This is a genomic window from Cupriavidus ulmosensis (assembly GCF_977008105.1).
In genome coordinates this window covers 3,065,614-3,086,258 of record NZ_CDRMWP010000001.1, presented here as the reverse complement: position 1 = coordinate 3,086,258, position 20,645 = coordinate 3,065,614, and the positions used below count along the sequence as shown (strand labels likewise).

Below are 20,645 nucleotides of genomic sequence, written 5' to 3'. Positions count from 1 at the left end.
AGACCGGCATCGGCCGATGCGCCCCAGACGTCACCGGAGGCGCGTTCCATGCCGGTCCCGCGCATGCCGTGACGTGCGGGCCGGGGGTTTTACGCATCGCCCACAGACCAATAAGGAAACGTCATGCCGGCTGTCCCGACCCCGCTGCATCCACGACACGATCACCCGCAGGCCAAGCGCACCCCCAACGCATCCTTGAGACCCAACGGCAGCCAGGCCGCCGCCCACGGCATCGCCCTGTCCAATCCGGTGCCGCGCCTGGACTTCATCCAGCAGTACCACGAAGACAACGGCGCGCTGCGCGGCGAGATCACGCGCGGCCTGCTGGCCGAGGCCGCCAGCATCAGCCCCAAGTTCTTCTACGACGTGCTCGGCTCGCGCCTGTTCGAGGCCATCACCGACCTGCCCGAGTATTACCCGACCCGCACCGAAGCCGCGGTCTTTGCCGCCTTCGCGCCGGCGATGGCGGCGCGCGCCGGCAGCGGCAGCGTGCTGATCGACCTCGGCGCCGGCAACTGCCAGAAGGCGGCGCGGCTGTTCGGCAGCCTGCAGCCTTCGCAGTACGTCGCGCTCGACATCTCGGTGGAGTTCCTGCGCGGCACCCTGTTCTGCCTGCAGCAGCAGCATCCGCAGATTCCCATGCTGGGCCTGGGCGCCGATCTGTGCGCGCCGCTGGACCTGCCGCCCGAGGTCAGGCACGGGCGCCGGCTGTTCTTCTACCCCGGCTCCAGCATCGGCAACTTCGCGCCGGCCCAGGCGCGGGCCCTGCTGCAGCGGCTGCACGCGGCCGCGGGCCGCGGCGACGGCGTGCTGATCGGCGTGGACCTGCTCAAGGACGAGCCCGCGCTGGTGGCCGCCTACGACGACGCGCTGGGCGTGACCGCCGCGTTCAACCGCAACGTGCTGCGCAACCTGAACCGCATCGTCGGCAGCGACTTCGCGCTCGAGGACTGGCGCCATGCCGCCAGCTTCGACCGCGCGGGCTCGCGCATCCAGATGCACCTGCGCGCCGAGCGCGACGTCACGGTGCGCTGGGCCGAAGGCAGCCGCGTGTTCCGCGCGGGCGAGGCGATCCACACCGAGGATTCCTACAAGTACCACCCGCATGGTTTCGCCGAGCTGCTGCGGGACGCCGGCTTCCACGATCCGGTCTGGTGGACCGACCCGCGCGGCTGGTTCGCGGTGTTCCACGCGCGCGCCTGAGCCGCGCCGGGTCCCGCCCGCGCGGGTGTCATAATGCCCGCGTCCCCCTCCGGCAGCGGAGCGGCGCGCCGGGCAGGCGCGCGCCGCCTGCGCGGAGGCCGTGCAACCGTGGCTGATCCCACACACCGGCAGGGTTTGCGATGAGCGGCTTTTCCATGCTTCCCGATCTGCATTTCAACGGCGGCAAGACGGCCTGGGCCGACGCCCGCCGGCTGCCGCGCGAAGGCCTGGCGCAGGCGCTGGTGGATGCGCGCAGCCGCACGCTGGCCTGGCTCGCCGCCTTCGGCCAGACCCGCCGGGGCTGGGAGGTGCCGCGCGAGGATTTCGCCGATCCGCCGTTGTGGACCCTGGGCCATGTCGCCTGGCATGCCGAATGGTGGTGCCTGCGCGACGTGCGCGTGCGCGAGCACGGCGGGCTGCCGCTGCAGGTGGCCGGCGCGCCCTCGCTGCTGGACGGCGCCGATGCGTGGTTCGATCCCGAGCGCATCGGCCCCGAGGCGCGCTGGGAAGCCGCGCTGCCCGACGTGGCGGTGGTCAAGCGCTATGCCGCCGACGTGCTCGATGCCGCGCTGCGCCGCCTCGCGGTGCTGCCCGACGACAGCGACGCCACGCTCTACGCCTGGCGTCGCGCGCTGTTCCACGAAGACCGCCAGGGCGAGGCCATCGCCGCCTTGCTGCAGGCGCTCGGCGTGGCGCCGGCGGAGCCCGCGGTGGCGCTGCCTTCGCTGTCGGTGCCGCACGGCGGCACGCTGCAGTTTCCCGGCGGGCGCTTCGTGCAGGGCTGGGCCGAGCCGGACGGCTTCGCGCTGCCAGACGAACTGCCGCCGCAGTCCACCTACGTGCCCGCCTTCGAGATGGACGCCGCGCCGGTCAGCAACGCGCAGTTTCTCGAGTTCGTCGAGGATGCCGGCTACGAGCGCGCCCAGTGGTGGACGCCGGCGGGCCGCCGCTGGCTGATGGCGCAGGAGCGCTCGGCGCCACGCTACTGGGCGCGCCACCCGGAATCGCGGACCTGGATGGCGCTGCGCTTCGGCAGCCTGCGCACACTCAACCCGGACGAGGCGGTGCGCCACGTCAGCCTGTTCGAGGCGCAGGCGTGGTGTGCCTGGGCCGGCCGGCGCCTGCCGCAGGAGTCGGAGTGGGAACTGGCCGCCGTGCAGAACCGCGGCGGGCTGCGCTGGGGCATGGTGCGCGAGTGGACGGCCACGCCCTATGAGCCCTACGCCGGGTTCGAGGCGGGCCCCGGCGACGCGGATTTCGCCGCCAGCTTCGCCACGCACCAGGCGGTGCGCGGCGCCTCGTTCGCCAGCCCGGCGCGGCAGCATCACGCGCGCGCGCGGCTGGCGCTGCTGCCCGAGGACGATCTCGCCTTCGTCGGTTTCCGTAGCTGCCCGATCTAGATCCTCCGGCGCGGCGCGCAAAAGAAAACGGCACCCGCGGGTGCCGTTTTCTTTTGCGGGAAGGGGGCCGCGTGCAAGCGGCCCCTCCTGCGATCAGCGCGCTAAATCAGCGCTCGGAATCAACGCTCAAAACGCGAACGGCCGCCGTTGCCGCTGCGCTGGCCGCCGAAGCCGCCGCGGTTGCCATCGCGGTTGCCGTCGCCGAAGCTGCGCGCCGCGCCCTCGCGGTTGCCGAAGCCGCGGCTTTCGCCGCCGCGGTAGCCGCCGCCGTTGCCGGCCGGGGCGCCGCCGCCGAAGCTGCGCGGGGCCGCGCCGTCACGGTTGCCGAAGCCACGGTTGTCGCCGCCGCGGTAGCCGCCTTCGTTGTTGCCGAAGCTGCGCTGGCCGCCATTGCCGCCGCCGTTGCCACCATTGCCGCCGGTGTTGCCGTTGCTTTGGCCACGGTAGCCGAAGCCGCCGCGGTCGCCGAAGCCGCGGTTGCCGTCGCGGTCGCCGAACGGGCGGTCGCCGGCCGGACGCGGTGCGCCGTCGCGGTTGCCGTAGCCGCGGCTTTCGCCGCCGCCGAACTTGCGGTCGCCGAAGGTGCGGTTGTCGCCGCCACGGTAGCCGCCGCCGTTGCTGTTGCCACGGTAGCCGCCGCGGTCACCGCCCGGCTTGCCGCCGAAGCCGGTGCGCGGCTTGGGCGAGCGGCGCGGCTCCAGGCCTTCGATCACCGAGGCGTCGATGCGGTTGTTGGTGAAGCGCTCGATGCGCTTCCACTGGAACATGTCGCCGTGGTTCACCAGGTTGATGGCGACGCCCGAGCGGCCCGCGCGGCCGGTGCGGCCGATGCGGTGCACGTAGTCCTCGGCCTGCTTGGGCAGGTCGAAGTTGACCACGTGGGTGATGTCCGGCACGTCGATGCCGCGCGCGGCCACGTCGGTGGCCACCAGGATGCGCAGGTTGCCGCGGCGCAGCGAGGTGAGCGTGCGGTTGCGCGCGCCCTGGGTCATGTCGCCGTGCAGCGCGCCGGCCGCGAAGCCGGTGTCCGACAGGCGCTCGGCCAGCGAATCGGCGTCGCGCTTGGTGGCGGTGAAGACGATCGCCTGCTTGAGGCTGACGTCGCGCAGCAGGTGGTCGAGCAGCTTTTCCTTGTGCGACATGTCGTCGGTGAAGTGCAGGCGCTGTTCGATATTGCTCTGGTCGGCGCGCACGGCGGCGATCTCGATGCGCTGCGGGTCGCGCAGCTGGCGCGAGGCGAGCTGGGCGATGCGGCCGTCCAGCGTGGCCGAGAACATCAGCGTCTGGCGGCTGGCCGGGGTGGCGGCGACGATGGCGTCGATGTCATCGGCAAAGCCCATGTCGAGCATGCGGTCGGCTTCGTCGAACACCAGCATGTCCAGCGCGGACAGGTCGATGCGGCCGGCTTCGATGTGGTCGAGCAGGCGGCCCGGCGTGGCCACCAGGATGTCCGGCATCTTCGACAGCGCGGCGAGCTGCTTCGGGTAGGGCATGCCGCCCAGGATGCTGGCGCAGACGATGCGGCGCAGGTGGCGGCCGTACTTGGCGGCGGCTTCGGTCACTTGCAGCGCCAGTTCGCGCGTGGGCGTGAGCACCAGCAGCGCGGGCTGCGCCGGCGACGGGCGCGGACGCTTGCCCTTCATGCGCTTGATGGGCTCGTCGGCGCGCGGGCGGTTCGGGCTGGGCTTGACGCTGATGCGCTGGATCGCCGGCAGCATGAAGGCGCCGGTCTTGCCCGAGCCGGTCTGGCTGGAAACCAGCAGGTCGCGGCCTGCCAGGAAGGCGGGAATCGCCTGCGACTGGACCGGGGTCGGGACGGTGTAGTTCAGTTCGGCCAGGGCGCGCAGGATGGCTTCATCCAGGCCGAGCTTGGCGAAACCGTTGTCGGCGGCGATCGCGGGCGCAGCGGCCGCGGCTGCCGGATTGAGCATGGCGTCGATCTTGTCGAGCGGGCTTTGTTCCTGGACGGCGGGCGTGGCGATGGCGGCGACGGCTGCGGTTTCGGTCGATGCGTCGGCGGCGGAGGCAAAATCGTGCTCCGCACGAATGTCGTGCTGGGTCATGTCGTGGTTTTACGTATATGCATGGCACCCCATGCCGAACGAGCGGACAGGGGCGGGCGCAGTGCAAAGTCTTAAAAAAGGCTTCGGCGCCAATCGGTGAGGCCGTTACGACAGACACAGCTGACAGTACGGCGGCAGGCAGGGCGGCATCGGCACAAGGCCGGGCGCGCAATCCCTGGCAGGCAAACAGCTTCAGATAAGCTGTTCAACAGGATCGGAGACGAGGCGACGTCGGTGAGAAATGCGTTCTGTCGGGTATCACCACTTGGCCATTCGGAACAGGCCAGCCGGCGGACCGGGGAGCAGAGCTTGAGAGGGGGGCGTATCGCCTGCCGGATGGTGCGGCGGGCTGGTTGCACAACTCACAGTGCGAACTCACGGCGCGGATTATAGCAGAAAGAAAAGTAGTTTGTTGCGCTGCGATAGGAATCGTCCCTGTGGACGGCGCGCGCCGGGTGCGCCGCGTGGCACTTCCCGCCGGAGTACGGCCGCGCACGCCGGGAAGTTGCATCCGCCGGTCGCCTGCCTATACTGAATCCGTCGGGCACACCGAAGCCCGGCAAGGTAGCGGACTCGAGCATACCGCTGACCTTCCGCGGCGCTTGCTTTAAGCGCTGCTCGCCGCTGGTATCGCGGCAGTCGGCGTCACTGCCAGTATTCCTTCGCCTCTCCGGGTGATCCGGAGGGACGTCCGCGTCATGGGCGGAATCATGGGAATCCTGCGTGCACGACTGTTTGCCGGGATAACGCCGATGTGACCAGGAAGGTCCGGACCGTCCGCAACCGGCCCGCCAGCAGACTGGCGGGCTTTTTCGTTTCCGGGCGCGCATTTCGCCACGCCGCGCCCGTCTTGCGCCGTGCGGTTTTTGATATACTCCGGGCCTGCTCCCGGAGCGGCGCCGTCCAGGCGCCGCGGTTGTCTCCGCGGGGTCTATCCGCTCGCCGTAGTTCAATGGATAGAACGAGCGCCTCCTAAGCGCTAGATACAGGTTCGATTCCTGTCGGCGGGACCAGCGCAACGCTGGTTCTACGCGGTCCACCAGAGGTGTTTTCTCCGCCATGCCGCTTGCCGGCTTCCCGTTTTTCGCCTGTTTACAGAGGCCGGGAAGAGGCGACGCAGAGGCGACGCCTGCCCGGCGCGACAAACACACACACACCAGGTCCGCCCGATGAGAAACACCCTCCTCAGTCTCGCTCTCATGGCGCTGTGCGCCAACGCCGCCGCGGCGGCGCCCCAGCATGCCTGCGCGCCCGCCGCGCTGAAGCAGGCCGGCAAGTTGCTGGCCTTCCATGCCGGCCCCGACGACCGTATCGAGATCGACCCCAAGGTCAAGGTGCTCGCGCCGCTGAAGAACCCCGCGGGCAAGGACAAATACGATGTGCTGGAAGTGTATGGCTATATCTACAAGGGCACTTACCGCATGCACTTCATCTACGCGCCGGCCGGCTGCACGCTGATGGGCCAGGAAGTGCTGGAAATCGCCAACCTGTAAGCCCGCGAGGCGGCGGGCCGCGCCTCAATGCGCCCCCGTCTTCGAAAACAACTGGATCACCGCCACCCCCGCCACGATCAGGCCGATGCCGAGCCATGCGGCGAGGTCGGGGATCTGCCGGTACAGCACGCTGGCGATCAGCGTGACCAGCACGATGCCGGCGCCGCACCAGATGGCGTAGGCGATGCCGACCGGCACGGTCTTCATGACCTGCATCAGCAGGACGAAGGCGGCGACGTAGCCGGCCACCACCAGCAGGCTGGGCCACAGGCGGGTGAAGTTCTCGGAGGCCTTGAGGCTGCTGGTGGCAATGACTTCGGCCACGATGGCGAGGGCCAGGAGGGCGTAGCTGTTCATCGGTCGGGTTTCCTGCATTGGCTGCACGCCGGGTGCGTATTTTCCCACACGCGCGGTGCGCGCCGGCCGGCGGCAGGGCGAGGGCAGGTACGCGTGCCGGGTTTTTGATACCCCTCTTTTGGGTGGTTGTTTGACGATGGCTTGCGGCCTTCAATCGCTGATAAACCCCCTCAGAGGGCTTGCAGGTCGCGGTAGTGCCCGAACCAGCCGGCAGCATGACAAAGCCGGCGGCGGGCGAGTTGTTGGGAAGTCTCTAGGGGGAGCGCCATGAAAGGCGACGAGGAGTTGCAGACCGTCTGGCCGCAAGGGGATGGCGTGGCGGCGGGGCCGGCGGTCTGGCAGAACACGATCGCGGCGGCGGATGTCGCGCTGGAGGAAGCGTCCCGCATCCAGCGCGGCGTGCAGCACAACCTGCGCCTGCAGCAGGAGGTCCGCGCGCTGCGCGAGGAGCTGCGCAAGGCGCATGCCGAGCTGGACCGCTACCGCGGCATGCATGCGCGCGTGGTGGTGGGCATGCGGCAGCTGGAGGAGGACAACGCCGGCGAGGTCAGCCGGCTGCGCGCCGAGAGCGAGATGCTGATGGTGCGCCACCGGGTCTACAAGCTGCTGGCCGAGCACTACGCGCTGACCGCGCTGCGTTTCGATCCCACCGTCTTCGCCGAGCACCGCGACCGCGTGCTGCAGCACATTCTCTTCCAGCGCCGCAAGGGCGCGCCGCTGTCGGGCATCGGCGCCGCCGACATCGGTTTCCTGCTGTTGTAACGACTCAGCCGCCCGCGGGCGCCGCGCGCGGGCGCAGCACCACCAGCGCCAGCATGCCGCCCACCACGCCCCAGAAGGCCGAGCCCACCCCGGCCAGGGTCATGCCGGAGGCGGTGATCATGAAGGTCAGCAGGGCGGCGTCGCGTTCGGCCGGGGTCTGCATGGCCGTGGTCAGCCCGCTGGCGATGGAGCCGAGCAGGGCGAAGGCGGCCACCGCCACCACCAGCGCCTTGGGAAAGGCGGCGAACAGCGCCGCGATGCTGGCGGCCAGCAGCCCCGCCACCAGGTAGCCGATGCCGCAGACCACGGCCGCCGTGTAGCGGCGGTTGCGGTCGGGGTCGGCCTGCGCGCCGGTGCAGATCGCCGCGGTGATCGCGGCGAGGTTGATGCCGTGCGAGCCGAACGGCGCCAGCAGCGCGGAGGCGATGCCGGTCACGGTGATCAGCGGCGAGGCCGCCACGTGATAGCCGTCCGCGCGCAGCACCGCCAGCCCCGGCACGTTCTGCGAGGCCAGCGCGACGATGAACAGCGGCACCGCGATGCTGACGAAGGCCGGCAGCGAGAACGCGGGCGTGGTCCATACCGGCGTGGCCAGCGCGAAGTGGAAGGACTCGAAATGCAGCTGGCCCAGCGCGCCGGCCAGCGCCACGCCGCCGGCCAGCACGCCCGGCACCGCGTAGCGCGGCCACCAGCGCTTGCCGAGCAGGTAGAGCGCGAACATCACCAGCAGCAGCACGGTCTGCTGCTGGGCCTGCACGAAGACGTCGACGCTGATGCGGAACAGGATGCCGGCCAGCAGTGCGGAGGCGATGCTGGCCGGCAGCGCGCGCATGAGCTTGTCGAACCAGCCGGTCAGGCCCGCCGCGGTCATCAGCAGCGCCGCCATCAGGAAGGCGCCGATGGCCTCGGGGTAGGGCACGCCGGGCAGGCTGGCGATCAGCAGCGCGGCGCCGGGCGTGGACCACGCGATGACGACGGGCACGCGCGTGAGCAGAGACAGCCCGATGGTGGTCACGCCCATGCCGACCGACAGCGCCCAGATCCACGAGGCGACCTGCGCGTCCGACAGGTGCGCGGCCTGGCCGGCCTGGATCATCAGCACCAGCGAGCTGGTGTAGCCGGTCAGCATGGCGATCAGGCCGGCGACCAGGGCGGAGATGGACAGATCGGAGAACTTCAGCGGGGCGATAGTTGGCATGGGCAGCAATGCCGCCGGCGCGCGCCGAGGTCGGTGAACCTCCGCGTGGCGCGGCAGCAACAGGAAAGCGAACCGGGAAGGCCTGGAAACAGCCGGAAATAGCTGGAAGCAGCCGGAAGCCGCCGGGGAAACCAGCGTCCGGGCCGCCATCTTCGCACGAGTCCCGCCTTTTGGGTCCGCGGCGCGGCGCCGGCGCTACGTGACGCTACACGACGCGGCGCGGCAGGCCGTCTAGTCGGCCACCTTGTCGCTCGGGAACTTGAACGAGTCGCGCAGCAGGTAGCTCATCGGTATGTCCAGGTTGACCCCCTGCGGCGGGATCGGCGACTGGAACCATTTCTTATAGAGCTTCTGCGTGTCCTGCGAATAGATCGAGTCGACCATCGCCTTGTCCACCAGGCGCTTGAACTCGGCGTCGTGGCGCGACAGCATGATGGCGTACGGCTCGATCGTCAGCAGTTCGTTGGTGACGGTATAGCTGGCCGGGTTCCTGGCGTTGGCGCGCAGGCCGTAGAGCAGCACGTCGTCCATGACGAAGGCGTCGGCCTTGCCCTGCTCGACCATGCCGAAGGCCTCGGCGTGGTCCTTGGCTTCCACCACCTTCAGCTGCATCGCGCCCGAGCCGTTGATCTGGCGGATCACCACCAGCGAGGTGGTGCCGGTGGTGGAGACCAGGGTCTTGCCGCGCAGGTCGGCGAGCTTGCGGATGCCGGAGTCGGTCCTGACCAGCATGCGGATGCCGGCGATGTAGTGCGGGATGGTGAAGGCCACCTGCTCGCGCCGCTCGCGCGTGTTGGTGGTCGAGCCGCATTCGAGGTCGGCCTTGCCGTCGACGATGGCGGCGATGCGGTTGGCCGGCGTGACCGGCACGTATTCCACCTTCAGGCCCGGCATCTTCAGCGCGGTGCGTAGCGAGTCGGCCACGCGCAGGCAGAGGTCGATGGCGTAGCCGTAGGGCTTGCCGTCGGCCACGAACGAGAACGGCACCGAGCTCTCGCGGTGCGCCAGGCGCAGCACGCCGGTCTGCTGGATGCGCTGCAGCACCGGCGAGGCGGAGGACTGGGCCGCCGCGGGGCGCGCGCCTCCGGCCAGGCACAGCGTCAGGAAAAGAACGGGCAGGAGAGGCAGCATGCGGCCCCGGGCCGGCGCGCGCGCCGGCCGGGCGTCGCGCGGTTGCTGCGAACGCGGATGGATCATGGTATTCCCCGTGCAAAAAAGCTACTGGAACCAGCTTTCGCTGGAAGAAGCACTGGTTGGCGTTGGGTCGCCCGCACCGGTTCTATGCCGGTTCTTCTCTGTGTTGCTGCCGTCTGTTGCTGCCGTCGTGCCGCGGCTTGCGTGACCGGCGGCCATTGTTTCATGGCCGCATGCGGATCGACAATACGCGCCGCGCGGAGTGTTGCGCGGCGAGCAACAGCGCACCAAAACGGGGTCCGGAAGCGGCTGCCGGCGCCGCGGCGCACCCGTGGCGAACCTTGCCCGCGGACCCCGCGCGCGGACGCCGCACATGCCCCGGGCTTTCCCTTGGCGGGGCTTTCCCTTACGGATTTGTCCGACTGGAGCGCGGGGAGGGGCCTTGCTATCCTGCATTCGTGCCTTGCGAGCAGGGCACCGAGGAGAGACTCTTGGGCCCGCGCCAGCGCGGGCCCTTCTTTTTTGCGCGCGCGTTTTTTGCGCGCGCGCCGGCGGGCATCCCCGGGGCCGCCCGCCGGCGCATGCCACCGGGCGCGCCGCCGCGCTGGTCTACAATGCCGGCTACCCGGCAGGCCGGCGCCCGCGCCCGCGCGCCCGGCAGCGTCGCCAGTCACCCCGGCGCGCCCGCGCCGGCACGCCTGCCTCCCCCTCTGTCTTTCTTTTCGTATTGCTGCTCATGGCCCTGTTTTCGATTTCCGACGCCCAGCTCGCCTTCGGGCATGTGGCCTTGCTCGACCATGCCGACTTCTCGCTCGAAGCCGGCGAGCGCGTCGGCCTGATCGGCCGCAACGGCTCGGGCAAGTCCTCGCTGCTCAAGATCGTGGCCGGCCTGTCGGCGCCGGACGACGGCCTGATCGCGCGCCAGAGCGGCGTGACCTCGGCCTATGTGCCGCAGGAGCCGCAGTTCGCGCCGGGCCAGCACGTCTTCGACGCGGTTTCGCAAGGCCTGGGCCAGGTCCACGACCTGCTGGCCGCCTACGAGGCGGCGCTGGCCGCGCTCGACGACCACCACGACGAAGCCGCGCTGGCCGAGCTGCACCGCCTGCAGTCGGAGGTCGACGCCGCCGGCGCCTGGCAGGTGCGCACGCGCGTGGAAACCACGCTGGCGCAGCTCGGCCTGCAGGCCGACGTGCGCGTCGATTCGCTCTCGGGCGGCATGCAGAAGCGCGTGGCGCTGGCGCAGGCGCTGGTGGCCGAGCCCGACATCCTGCTGCTCGACGAGCCCACCAACCACCTCGACGTGGAAGCCATCCGCTGGCTCGAAGACCTGCTGCTGGCGTTCCGCGGCAGCGTGCTGCTGATCACCCACGACCGCGCCTTCCTCGACCGCGTGGCCACCCGCATCGTCGAGCTCGACCGCGGCCGGCTGGTGTCCTTCCCCGGCAACTTCGCCGCCTACCAGACGCGCAAGGCCGAGCAATTGGCCGCCGAGCAGGTCGAGCAGGCCAAGTTCGACAAGCTGCTGGCGCAGGAGGAAGTGTGGATCCGCAAGGGCGTGGAGGCGCGCCGCACGCGCAGCGTGGCGCGCATCCAGCGCCTGGTGACGATGCGCAGCGAGCGCGCCTCGCGGCGCGACGTGCAGGGCAACGTTAAGCTGGAGGTGTCGCAGGGCGAGCGCTCCGGCAAGATCGTGGCGGAACTGACCGACGTCAGCAAGGCCTTCGGCGACAAGGTGGTGGTGCGCGATTTCACCGGCACCATCATGCGCGGCGACAAGGTCGGCCTGATCGGCCCCAACGGCGCCGGCAAGACCACGCTGCTGCGCCTGATCCTGGGCGAGCTGGCGCCGGACAGCGGCACCGTCAAGAACGGCAGCAACATGCAGGTGGCCTATTTCGACCAGATGCGCGCCCAGCTCGACCTGGAGCGCTCGCTGGCCGACACCATCAGCCCGGGCAGCGACTGGGTCGAGATCAACGGCCAGCGCAAGCACGTGATGAGCTACCTGGGCGACTTCCTGTTCGCGCCCGAGCGCGCGCGCTCGCCGGTCAAGTCGCTGTCCGGCGGCGAGCGCAACCGCCTGCTGCTGGCGCGCCTGTTCGCGCGCCCGGCCAACGTGCTGGTGCTCGACGAGCCCACCAACGACCTCGACATCGACACGCTGGAGCTGCTCGAGGAACTGCTGCAGGACTACAGCGGCACCGTGTTCCTGGTGTCGCACGACCGCGCCTTCCTCGACAACGTGGTGACGTCGACCATCGCCGCCGAGGGCGACGGCCGCTGGCGCGAGTACGTGGGCGGCTATTCCGACTGGCAGGTGCAGTCGAAGCGCAGCGCCGCCATGCAGGAAGCGCAGTCCGGCGAGCGCAAGCCCGCCGAGGCGGCCAGGCCCCGCGAGGCGCGCGCCCCGGCGCGCGTCAAGCTGTCGTACAAGGAGCAGCGCGAGCTGGACGGCCTGCCCGAGCGCATCGCCGCGCTCGAGGCCGAGCAGAAGACCGTGGCCGGGCAGCTCGCGGACGGCGCGCTCTACGCCAGCGATCCGGCGAAGGCGGCGCTGCTCGGCACCCGCCACGACGAGATCGAGATGGAGCTGCTCACGGCGCTGGAGCGCTGGGAAGTGCTGGAAGCCAAGACCAAGGGCGAGGCGCAGTAGGCGCCGCGCGCGGCCCTCAGCCGCACCACGCCAGCACCATATTGGTCAGGTCCACCATGAAGCCCGGCCGCAAGTAGGCCAGGAAGGCCAGCGCCAGCACCGCGGCGGCGGCCGCGAAGCCGGTTGCGCGCAGGACGGCCGCGCGTGCCATCACGCCGCCGCCGCCCGCGGGCGCGCGATGGCGTGCTCGCGGATCGGCAGGTTGACCAGCGCGGCCATCACGCCCAGCCCGATGGCGATCAGCCACACCGTGTCGTAGCTGCCGGTGCGGTCGTAGAGGAAGCCGCCCAGCCACGCGCCCAGGAAGCTGCCGATCTGGTGCGAGAAGAACACCACGCCGGACAACATCGACAGATACTGCACGCCGAACACCTGGGCGATGATGCCGTTGGTCAGCGGCACCGTGGACAGCCACAGGAAGCCCATCAGCGCGGCGAACACCCAGGTGCTGGCGGTGGTGAGCGGCAGCAGCAGGTAGGCGGCGATCACCACCGAGCGCGCGATGTAGATGGCCGACAGCAGGTAGCGCTTGGGCATGCGCTGGCCCAGCGCGCCCGCGCTGTAGGTGCCGAACACGTTGAACAGGCCGATCAGCGCCAGCGCCACGGTGGCGATCTTCGGGTCGGCCAGGCCGCGGTCCTTGAGGTAGGGCGCCAGGTGCACGCCGATGAACACCACCTGGAAGCCGCACACGAAGTAGCCCAGCGTCAGCAGCTGGAAGTTGCGGTTGCCGAAGGCCTCGCGCACGGCCTGGCCGATGGTCTGCTGGAAGCCGCCGGCATGCGCCGCGGCGCGCGGCTCGCGCAGGCTGAAGGCCAGCGGCAGCATCAGGCAGGCCAGCACCGCCAGCACGAACAGCGCGTTCTGCCAGCCGGCGGCGGAGATCAGCGTCTGCTCGACCGGGATCATCAGGAACTGCCCGAACGAGCCCGCGGCGGCGGCGATGCCCATCGCCCAGACGCGCTTCTCGGCGCTGGCCACGCGCCCGATCACGCCGTACACCACGCTGTAGGTGGTGCCCGACTGGGCGAGGCCGATCAGCACGCCGGCGCCCGACGCGAACGCCGTGCCCGAGCCGGCCAGCGCCATCACCAGCAGGCCGGCCACGTAGAGCGCCACGCCGGCCAGCATGATGCGCAGCGCGCCGAACTTGTCGGCCAGCGCGCCGGTGAACGGCTGGCTCAGGCCCCACATCAGGTTCTGCAGCGCCAGCGCGAAGGCGAAGGTCTCGCGGCCCCAGCCGTGGGCCTGGGTGATCGGCAGGTTGAACAGCCCGAAGCCGTGCCGGATGCCCATCGACAGCGTGACCAGCAGGCCGCCGCAGATCAGCACGGTAGTGAGGGAAAGGGGTTGCCGCCGCGCGGCGTCCTGCGTGGTGTGCTGCATCTTGGCGTGCGTCTCCTGGCGCGGTGTGTTGTTCTGGTCTGGTCCCGCCGGCGCGCCTGGCCTCGTCCCGGGCCGCCGGCTGCACCGAAGCGGTGCGGGCAAGTTTAACCCGCATCCGCGCCTCGCGCCGGAGCCCGCGCCGGCCGTTAATGTGCTCTATCTGTCACGATGGCGGGTGGCGCGCAGGCAATGCGAATGGCGGCGAGAGCGCCGCGCGCTTCCATTACAATGCAGGCTGCCCGGCCACCCTGGCTGGCGCGCGGCAACCGCCGCCGCGCCGGGCCTGGCCGAGAATCCCACTAAGCAAGCGACTCCATGGCGAGCAAAACCAGTCAGTACAGCGAATCTTCCATCCGGGTCCTCAAGGGCCTGGAGCCGGTCAAGCAACGGCCCGGCATGTACACCCGTACCGACAACCCCCTGCACATCGTGCAGGAGGTGATCGACAACGCCTCGGACGAAGCCCTCGGCGGGCATGGCTCCGAAATCATGGTGACGCTGCACCGCGACGGCAGCGTCAGCGTGGAGGACGACGGCCGCGGCATCCCGGTGGGCATCCATCCGGAAGAGAAGGTGCCGGTAGTGGAGATCGTCTTCACGCGGCTGCACGCGGGCGGCAAGTTCGACAAGGGCAAGGGCGGCGCCTATGCGTTCTCGGGCGGCCTGCACGGCGTGGGCGTGTCGGTCACCAACGCGCTGTCCACGCGCCTGGACGTGGCGGTCTGGCGCGACGGCAGCCATGCCACGCTGACCTTCTCCGGCGGCGACGTCACCGTGCCGCTGGCCACGCGCAAGCTCGAGCGCGGCGAGAAGAAGAACGGCACGCGCGTGCAGGTGTGGCCGGACGCCAAGTATTTCGACTCCGCCACCATTCCGCTGGCCGAGCTGCAGCGCCTGCTGCGCAGCAAGGCCGTGCTGCTGCCGGGCGTGAAGGTCACGCTGCTCAACGAGAAGAACGGCGAGCGCCAGACCTGGCAGTACGACCAGGGCCTCAAGGGCTACCTGGTGGAAGCGCTGGCGCAGGGCAGCGGCGCCGAGCTGGTGGTGCCGATGTTCGAAGGCGAGCATTTCGCCGACCCCGACGCCAACCCGGCCGAAGAGGGCTTCGCCGAAGGCGAGGGCGCCTCGTGGGTGGTGGCCTGGACCGAGGACGGCGCGCCGGTGCGCGAGTCCTACGTCAACCTGATTCCCACGCCGGCCGGCGGCACGCACGAGTCCGGCCTGCGCGAAGGCCTGTTCCAGGCCGTCAAGAGCTTCATCGAGATGCACGCGCTGCAGCCCAAGGGCGTCAAGCTGATGAGCGAGGACGTGTTCGCGCGCGCCTCGTTCGTGCTGTCGGCCAAGGTGCTGGACCCGCAGTTCCAGGGCCAGATCAAGGAGCGCCTGAACAGCCGCGACGCGGTGCGCCTGGTGTCCACCTTCAGCCGCCCCGCGCTGGAGCTGTGGCTCAACCACCATGTCGAGTACGGCAAGAAGCTGGCCGAACTGGTGATCCGCCAGGCGCAGGCGCGCACGCGCGCCGCGCAGAAGGTGGAGAAGAAGAAGGGCTCGGGCGTGGCCGTGCTGCCCGGCAAGCTGACCGACTGCGAATCCACCGACGTCACCCGCAACGAGCTGTTCCTGGTCGAGGGCGACTCCGCCGGCGGCTCGGCCAAGATGGGGCGCGACAAGGAATTCCAGGCCATCCTGCCGCTGCGCGGCAAGGTGCTCAACACCTGGGAGACCGAGCGCGACCGCCTGTTCGCCAACAACGAGGTGCACGACATCGCGGTGGCGATCGGCGTGGACCCGCACGGCCCCGGCGACGAGCCAGACCTGTCCAACCTGCGCTATGGCAAGATCTGCATCCTGTCCGACGCGGACGTGGACGGCGCGCACATCCAGGTGCTGCTGCTGACGCTGTTCTTCCGCCACTTCCCCAGGCTGATCGACAACGGCAACGTGTGCGTGGCGCGTCCGCCGCTGTACCGCGTGGACGCGCCGGCGCGCGGCAAGAAGCCGGCGCAGAAGCTCTACGCGCTCGACGACGGCGAGCTGCTGGCGATCCAGGACAAGCTGCTCAAGGACGGCGTCAAGGAAAACACCTGGCAGATCTCCCGCTTCAAGGGCCTGGGCGAGATGAACGCCGAGCAGCTGTGGGAAACCACCATGAACCCGGACACGCGCCGCCTGCTGCCGGTGGCGCTGGGCAACTTCGACCTGCCGCAGACCGTGGGCGTGATGAACATGCTGATGGGCAAGGGCGAGGCGGCGCAGCGGCGCACCTGGCTCGAGGAGCGCGGCAACGAGGTGGTGGCCGACATCTGACGCGGCCCGTTCGAGACCAGCAAGACGCGAGGAAAGCCGATGGCGAAGACAAGCAGACCTGACCACAGCGCATGGCGGCGATGGCTCGCCGCCGGCCTGCTGCTGGCCGGCCTGGCGTGCGCCCCGGCGGCCAACGCGGCGCTGTACGGCTACGTCGACGACGACGGCGTGGCGCATTTCTCCGACGAGAAGCTCGACGAGCGCTACACGCTGTTCATGAAGAACGGCGGCGAGTTGCGCAGCCCGTCGCTGGGCCGCGCGGGCGCGGCCGACACCGCCGGCGCGGCCGGCGCGCTCGACCTGGAGACGCACAAGCTCTACCGCTACGTCGTCAACCACCCGAACATCGCCACGGTCGAGCCCATCATCCGCCAGGTGGCGCAGGCGCAGAACGTGGACCCGGCGCTGGTCAAGGCGGTGATGGCGGTGGAGTCGGGCTTCAATCCCGGCGCGGTCTCGCCCAAGGGCGCGATCGGGCTGATGCAGGTGATCCCCGACACCGGCGCGCGCTTCGGCGTGGCCGCCGACGCGCGCCGCACGGTGGAGCAGAAGCTGGCCGACCCGCGCATCAACATCTCGGCCGGCGTGCGCTACCTGCGCTGGCTGATGGAGCTGTTCCCCGGCAACCTGGAACTGGTGCTGGCCGCGTACAACGCGGGCGAGGGCGCGGTGCAGCGCTACAACAACGCGATCCCGCCGTTTCCGGAGACCCGGCAATATGTCAGCACGGTGCTGCAGTTCTACCGTTTCTACCGGCCGGGCGGCATGCCGCCCGCCGTGGCCGGCGGCGGCGTGAGCCGCGTGAAGATGGTGATAGGCGGGCGCCGCAACATGCCCTGACCGCCGCACGCACAACCCGAACGATCGCGCACAACATGCAACCGGCGCGCCACGCAGCAGACAGGCGCGCCGTCTTCTTGCCAATCCATGGAACAACAAGACTCTCTGTTTGACCCAGGTGCGCCCGATGGCGGCGCCGACTCGCTGACGCTGGCGCACTACGCCGAGCGCGCCTACCTCGACTACGCCATCAGCGTGGTCAAGGGGCGCGCGCTGCCGGAAGTGGCCGACGGCCAGAAGCCGGTGCAGCGCCGCATCCTGTTCGCCATGCACGAGATGGGCCTGCGCGCCGACGCCAAGCCGGTCAAGTCCGCGCGCGTGGTGGGCGACGTGCTCGGCAAGTACCATCCGCACGGCGACCAGTCCGCCTACGACGCGCTGGTGCGCCTGGCGCAGGACTTCTCGCTGCGCTACCCGCTGATCGACGGCCAGGGCAACTTCGGCTCGCGCGACGGCGACGGCGCCGCGGCCATGCGCTACACCGAGGCGCGCCTCACGCCGATCGCGCGCCTGCTGCTCGACGAGATCGACCAGGGCACGGTGGACTTCATCCCCAACTACGACGGCTCGATGGAGGAGCCCAGGCTGATGCCCGCGCGGCTGCCGCTGGTGCTGCTCAACGGCGCCTCGGGCATTGCCGTGGGCATGGCCACCGAGGTGCCGCCGCACAACCTGCGCGAGGTCGCCGCGGCCACCGTGGCGATGATCCGCAACCCCGACATCACGCTGGCCGAGCTGCTGGCGCTGATGCCCGGGCCCGACTATCCGGGCGGCGGCCAGATCATCTCGCCGGCGGCGGACATCGCGCAGATCTACGAAAGCGGGCGCGGCAGCCTCAAGGTGCGCGCACGCTGGATCATCGAGGACATGGCGCGCGGCCAGTGGCAACTGGTGGTGACCGAACTGCCGCCGAGCACCTCGGCGCAGAAGGTGCTCGAGGAAATCGAGGAGATCACCAACCCCAAGGTGCGCGCCGGCAAGAAGTCGCTCACGCCCGAGCAGCTGCAGCTCAAGCAGGGCATGCTGGCCGTGCTCGACGCGGTGCGCGACGAGTCCGGCAAGGACGCGCCGGTGCGGCTGGTGTTCGAGCCCAAGAGCAAGAACATCGAGCAGCAGGAATTCATCCAGACGCTGCTCGCGCACACCAGCCTGGAGTCGGGCGCGTCGATCAACCTGGTGATGATCGGCACCGACGGCCGGCCGCGCCAGAAGGGCCTGCCGGAGATCCTGCGCGAGTGGATCGCGTTCCGCTTCGACACCGTCACGCGCCGCACGCGCCACCGCCTGGGCAAGGTCGAGGACCGCATCCACATCCTCGAAGGCCGCATGCTGGTGCTGCTCAACATCGACGAGGTGATCCGCATCATCCGCGAGAGCGACGAGCCCAAGCCGGCGCTGATGCAGGCCTTCGGCCTGTCCGACCGCCAGGCCGAGGACATCCTGGAAATCCGCCTGCGCCAGCTGGCCCGGCTCGAAGCGCTGCGCATCGAGAAGGAGCTGCAGGAGCTGCGCGAGGAACAGGCCGACCTCGACGTGCTGCTCAAGTCCGAGACCATGATGCGCCGGCGCATCATCAAGGAGATCGAGACCGACGCCAGGCAGTTCAGCCCCGAGGACAAGGACCCGCGCCGCACGCTGATCCAGGAAGAGCGCCGCGCCGCGGCCGAGGTGCGCGTGGTGGACGAGCCCGTCACCGTGGTGATGTCGCAGAAGGGCTGGGTGCGCACGCGCCAGGGCCACGGCCATGACGCGCAGCAGTTCACCTTCAAGGCCGGCGACGCGCTGTACGGCACCTTCGAGTGCCGCACCGTCGACGTGATGCTGGTGTTCGGCACCAACGGCCGCGTCTACACCGTGCCGGTGGCCGGCCTGCCCGGCGGGCGCGGCGACGGCGTGCCCGTGACCACGCTGATCGAGCTGCAGGCGGGCACGCAGATCGCCCACAGCTTCGCCGGCGGGCTCGACCAGCGCATGCTGCTCGCCACGCGCGGCGGCAACGGCTTCCAGACCAGGGTCGGCGACATGGTCAGCCGCCAGAAGGGCGGCCGCGCCTACCTCACGCTGGACGAGGGCGACGCGCCGCTGGAGCCGGCGCCGCTCGGCGAGGAAGCCACGCACGTGGCCTGCCTGTCCGCCAACGGCCGCTTGCTGCTGGTGGCGCTCGACGAGATCAAGTCGCTCTCGGCCGGCGGCCGCGGCGTGATCCTGATGGAGCTCGAGCCCAAGGAAACGCTGCAGCAGGCCATCGCCGTGGGCGCGCCGGGGCTGGTGCTGTCCGGCGCTGGGCGCGGCGGCAAGCCGGCCTCGCAGAAGCTGGCCGGGCAGAACCTGATGCAGTACATCGGCAAGCGCGCCCGCAAGGGCCGCGTGCTCGAGGCCAGGCTCAAGGACCCGCGCATCGACCCGGTGAAGGTCGAGCCGCCCGCCGGCGGCTGAGCGCCGGCCCGTTGCATGTAGTTCCCGCAGTTCCCGCAGTTCCTGCAGTTCCCCTCTCCCGCTCGCGGGAGAGGGGCAGGGGGAGAGGGCCGGCGGCGCCACGAAGTCCGCGTCCGAGCGGTCCGCCAGCGCCCGGCCTTCTCCCCCGGCCCCGCGCCCGTTGCCTGGGCGCGGGGAGAACCCTCCGATTCTCCGCTTTGCTGCCTGGTCCGAGACATGCCAGTTCCCCCGCCCCCGAGCGCTGCCCTCGCGCCGCTTCCCACGCCCCGCCACCTGTTCATCGAGTTCGCCCGCATGGGCCTGTCCGGCTTCGGCGGCGTGCTGCCGTTCGTGCGGCGCGCGGTGGTGGAGCGCAACCGCTGGCTCGACGACCGCGAGTTCGTCGAGCTGCTCAGCATGGGGCAGGTGCTGCCCGGCCCCAACGTGATCAACGTGGCGCTGATGATGGGCCTGCGCTTCGCCGGCCTGCGCGGCGCGCTGGCCGCGTTCGCCGGGCTGGTGATGGTGCCGATGGTGGTGGTGCTGTCGGCCATGCTGCTGTACGAGCACTACCGCGACGTGGCCGCGGTGCAGCGCATGCTGGCCGGCATGACGGCGGTCTCCGCCGGGCTGATGCTGTCCACCGGCTTCAGGCTGGCGCAGAGCCAGTCGCCGACCGTGCGCGGCCTGCTGGTCGGCGTCGCGGCGTTCGCCGCCATCGGCCTGCTGCGCTGGCCGCTGGTGCCGGTGATGGCGGTGCTGGTGCCGCTCGGCCTGCTGCTCGAATGGCGCGCCGAGGGGCAGGCGCTGCGGCTGGCGGCCGAGGCCGCCGCGCCGCAGGCGCCGCCCGCGCCGGCGCAGCCGCCCGGAACCGACGGCGCCGCCGGGGAGCCGCGCGCATGAACCACCATCCCACCGTGCTCGGCAGCTTCTTCACCCACTTCCTGCTGCTGTCCTTCCTGTCGATCGGCGGCGCCGCCACCACCATCCCCGACATGCACCGCTTCCTGGTGGAGGCGCACGGCTGGATGAGCGACGCGCAGTTCTCCGCCATGTATGCGATTTCCCAGGCCTCGCCCGGGCCCAACGTGCTGTTCGTGGCGCTGTTCGGCTGGCAGATCGGCGGGCCGGCCGGCGCCATCGCCGGCATGATCGCCATCTGCGGGCCGTCCAGCCTGATCGCGCTGGGCTTCGAGTATTTCGCCGGGCGCGCGCCGCAGGCGCGCTGGCCGGGCCTGATCCGGCGCGGCCTGGCCACGCTGACCATCGGCCTGCTGTGCTCGTCGGGCTGGGTGCTGGCGGCCAGCGTGGACCACCGCTGGAGCGCGGTGGCGGTGACGCTGCTGACCATCTTCCTGATGCTCAAGACGCGCGTGCACCCGCTGATGCTGGTGGCGCTGGGCGCGGGCGCGGGGCTGCTCGGGCTGGTCTAGC

General features: G+C 70.4%; 16 protein-coding genes and 1 tRNA gene. 11 read left to right on the top strand and 6 right to left on the bottom strand.

What is annotated here, in order from left to right; all coding sequences use genetic code 11:
• Positions 1 to 123: 123 nt before the first annotated feature.
• The gene (gene egtD, locus ACWTPI_RS14200; RefSeq protein ID WP_454731937.1) at positions 124 to 1,203 is read left to right on the top strand and encodes an L-histidine N(alpha)-methyltransferase; all 1,080 of its coding nucleotides are present in this window, start codon (positions 124 to 126) and stop codon (positions 1,201 to 1,203) included.
• A 140-nt stretch (positions 1,204 to 1,343) separates the two neighbouring features.
• Complete coding sequence (locus tag ACWTPI_RS14195; protein WP_454731936.1) at positions 1,344 to 2,603, top strand: SUMF1/EgtB/PvdO family nonheme iron enzyme; 1,260 nt, start codon at positions 1,344 to 1,346, stop codon at positions 2,601 to 2,603.
• 119 nt (positions 2,604 to 2,722) lie between these two features.
• On the opposite strand, the gene ACWTPI_RS14190 is transcribed toward ACWTPI_RS14195, so the two are convergent.
• Positions 2,723 to 4,666 carry a DEAD/DEAH box helicase gene (locus ACWTPI_RS14190; protein WP_454731935.1) on the bottom strand — a complete coding sequence of 648 codons (1,944 nt, stop codon included), beginning with the start codon at positions 4,664 to 4,666 and terminating at the stop codon, positions 2,723 to 2,725.
• A gap of 938 nt (positions 4,667 to 5,604) precedes the next feature.
• Between ACWTPI_RS14190 and ACWTPI_RS14185 the strand changes: the two genes are divergently transcribed.
• Together ACWTPI_RS14185 and ACWTPI_RS14180 are read left to right on the top strand one after the other, a co-directional pair.
• A tRNA-Arg gene (locus tag ACWTPI_RS14185) sits at positions 5,605 to 5,679 on the top strand.
• Positions 5,680 to 5,835: 156 nt separating this feature from the next.
• On the top strand, positions 5,836 to 6,159 hold the full coding sequence (locus tag ACWTPI_RS14180; protein WP_454731934.1) for a hypothetical protein: 324 nt from the start codon (positions 5,836 to 5,838) through the stop codon (positions 6,157 to 6,159).
• Between the two features lie 24 nt (positions 6,160 to 6,183).
• Here the strand turns inward: ACWTPI_RS14180 and ACWTPI_RS14175 are convergent, their stop codons facing one another.
• A complete protein-coding gene (locus ACWTPI_RS14175; RefSeq protein WP_454731933.1) occupies positions 6,184 to 6,516 on the bottom strand; it encodes a DMT family transporter in 333 nt (110 codons plus the stop codon).
• 267 nt (positions 6,517 to 6,783) lie between these two features.
• Between ACWTPI_RS14175 and ACWTPI_RS14170 the strand changes: the two genes are divergently transcribed.
• Positions 6,784 to 7,278 (top strand): hypothetical protein, encoded by a 495-nt coding sequence (locus ACWTPI_RS14170; RefSeq protein WP_454731932.1) that lies wholly within the window; start codon positions 6,784 to 6,786, stop codon positions 7,276 to 7,278.
• 4 nt (positions 7,279 to 7,282) lie between these two features.
• Here ACWTPI_RS14170 and ACWTPI_RS14165 read toward each other — a convergent pair whose 3' ends face one another.
• Positions 7,283 to 8,476, bottom strand: a complete 1,194-nt coding sequence (locus ACWTPI_RS14165) for a benzoate/H(+) symporter BenE family transporter (RefSeq protein WP_020423636.1) — start codon at positions 8,474 to 8,476, stop codon at positions 7,283 to 7,285.
• A gap of 231 nt (positions 8,477 to 8,707) precedes the next feature.
• Positions 8,708 to 9,607: an amino acid ABC transporter substrate-binding protein gene (locus ACWTPI_RS14160; RefSeq protein WP_059411382.1), complete on the bottom strand. Its 900-nt coding sequence runs from the start codon at positions 9,605 to 9,607 to the stop codon at positions 8,708 to 8,710.
• A 739-nt stretch (positions 9,608 to 10,346) separates the two neighbouring features.
• On the opposite strand from ACWTPI_RS14160, the gene ACWTPI_RS14155 reads away from it, so the two are divergent.
• The gene (locus tag ACWTPI_RS14155) at positions 10,347 to 12,263 is read left to right on the top strand and encodes an ATP-binding cassette domain-containing protein (protein ID WP_059411383.1); all 1,917 of its coding nucleotides are present in this window, start codon (positions 10,347 to 10,349) and stop codon (positions 12,261 to 12,263) included.
• Positions 12,264 to 12,279: 16 nt separating this feature from the next.
• Here the strand turns inward: ACWTPI_RS14155 and ACWTPI_RS14150 are convergent, their stop codons facing one another.
• A complete protein-coding gene (locus tag ACWTPI_RS14150) occupies positions 12,280 to 12,414 on the bottom strand; it encodes a hypothetical protein (RefSeq protein WP_020200824.1) in 135 nt (44 codons plus the stop codon).
• Complete coding sequence (locus ACWTPI_RS14145) at positions 12,414 to 13,649, bottom strand: MFS transporter (protein ID WP_020200823.1); 1,236 nt, start codon at positions 13,647 to 13,649, stop codon at positions 12,414 to 12,416. The genes ACWTPI_RS14150 and ACWTPI_RS14145 overlap by 1 nt, the downstream gene beginning before the upstream one ends.
• A 315-nt stretch (positions 13,650 to 13,964) precedes the next feature.
• On the opposite strand from ACWTPI_RS14145, the gene ACWTPI_RS14140 reads away from it, so the two are divergent.
• From ACWTPI_RS14140 to ACWTPI_RS14120, 5 genes are all read left to right on the top strand, one after another.
• Positions 13,965 to 15,956 (top strand): DNA topoisomerase IV subunit B, encoded by a 1,992-nt coding sequence (locus ACWTPI_RS14140; RefSeq protein WP_020200822.1) that lies wholly within the window; start codon positions 13,965 to 13,967, stop codon positions 15,954 to 15,956.
• Positions 15,957 to 15,995: 39 nt separating this feature from the next.
• A complete protein-coding gene (locus ACWTPI_RS14135) occupies positions 15,996 to 16,796 on the top strand; it encodes a lytic transglycosylase domain-containing protein (protein WP_454731931.1) in 801 nt (266 codons plus the stop codon).
• A gap of 87 nt (positions 16,797 to 16,883) precedes the next feature.
• A complete protein-coding gene (gene parC / locus ACWTPI_RS14130) occupies positions 16,884 to 19,232 on the top strand; it encodes a DNA topoisomerase IV subunit A (RefSeq protein WP_059411325.1) in 2,349 nt (782 codons plus the stop codon).
• A 216-nt stretch (positions 19,233 to 19,448) separates the two neighbouring features.
• Positions 19,449 to 20,114: a chromate transporter gene (locus tag ACWTPI_RS14125; protein WP_454731930.1), complete on the top strand. Its 666-nt coding sequence runs from the start codon at positions 19,449 to 19,451 to the stop codon at positions 20,112 to 20,114.
• The gene (locus ACWTPI_RS14120; protein ID WP_020200818.1) at positions 20,111 to 20,644 is read left to right on the top strand and encodes a chromate transporter; all 534 of its coding nucleotides are present in this window, start codon (positions 20,111 to 20,113) and stop codon (positions 20,642 to 20,644) included. The genes ACWTPI_RS14125 and ACWTPI_RS14120 overlap by 4 nt, the downstream gene beginning before the upstream one ends.
• The last annotated feature ends 1 nt before the right edge of the window (position 20,645 follow it).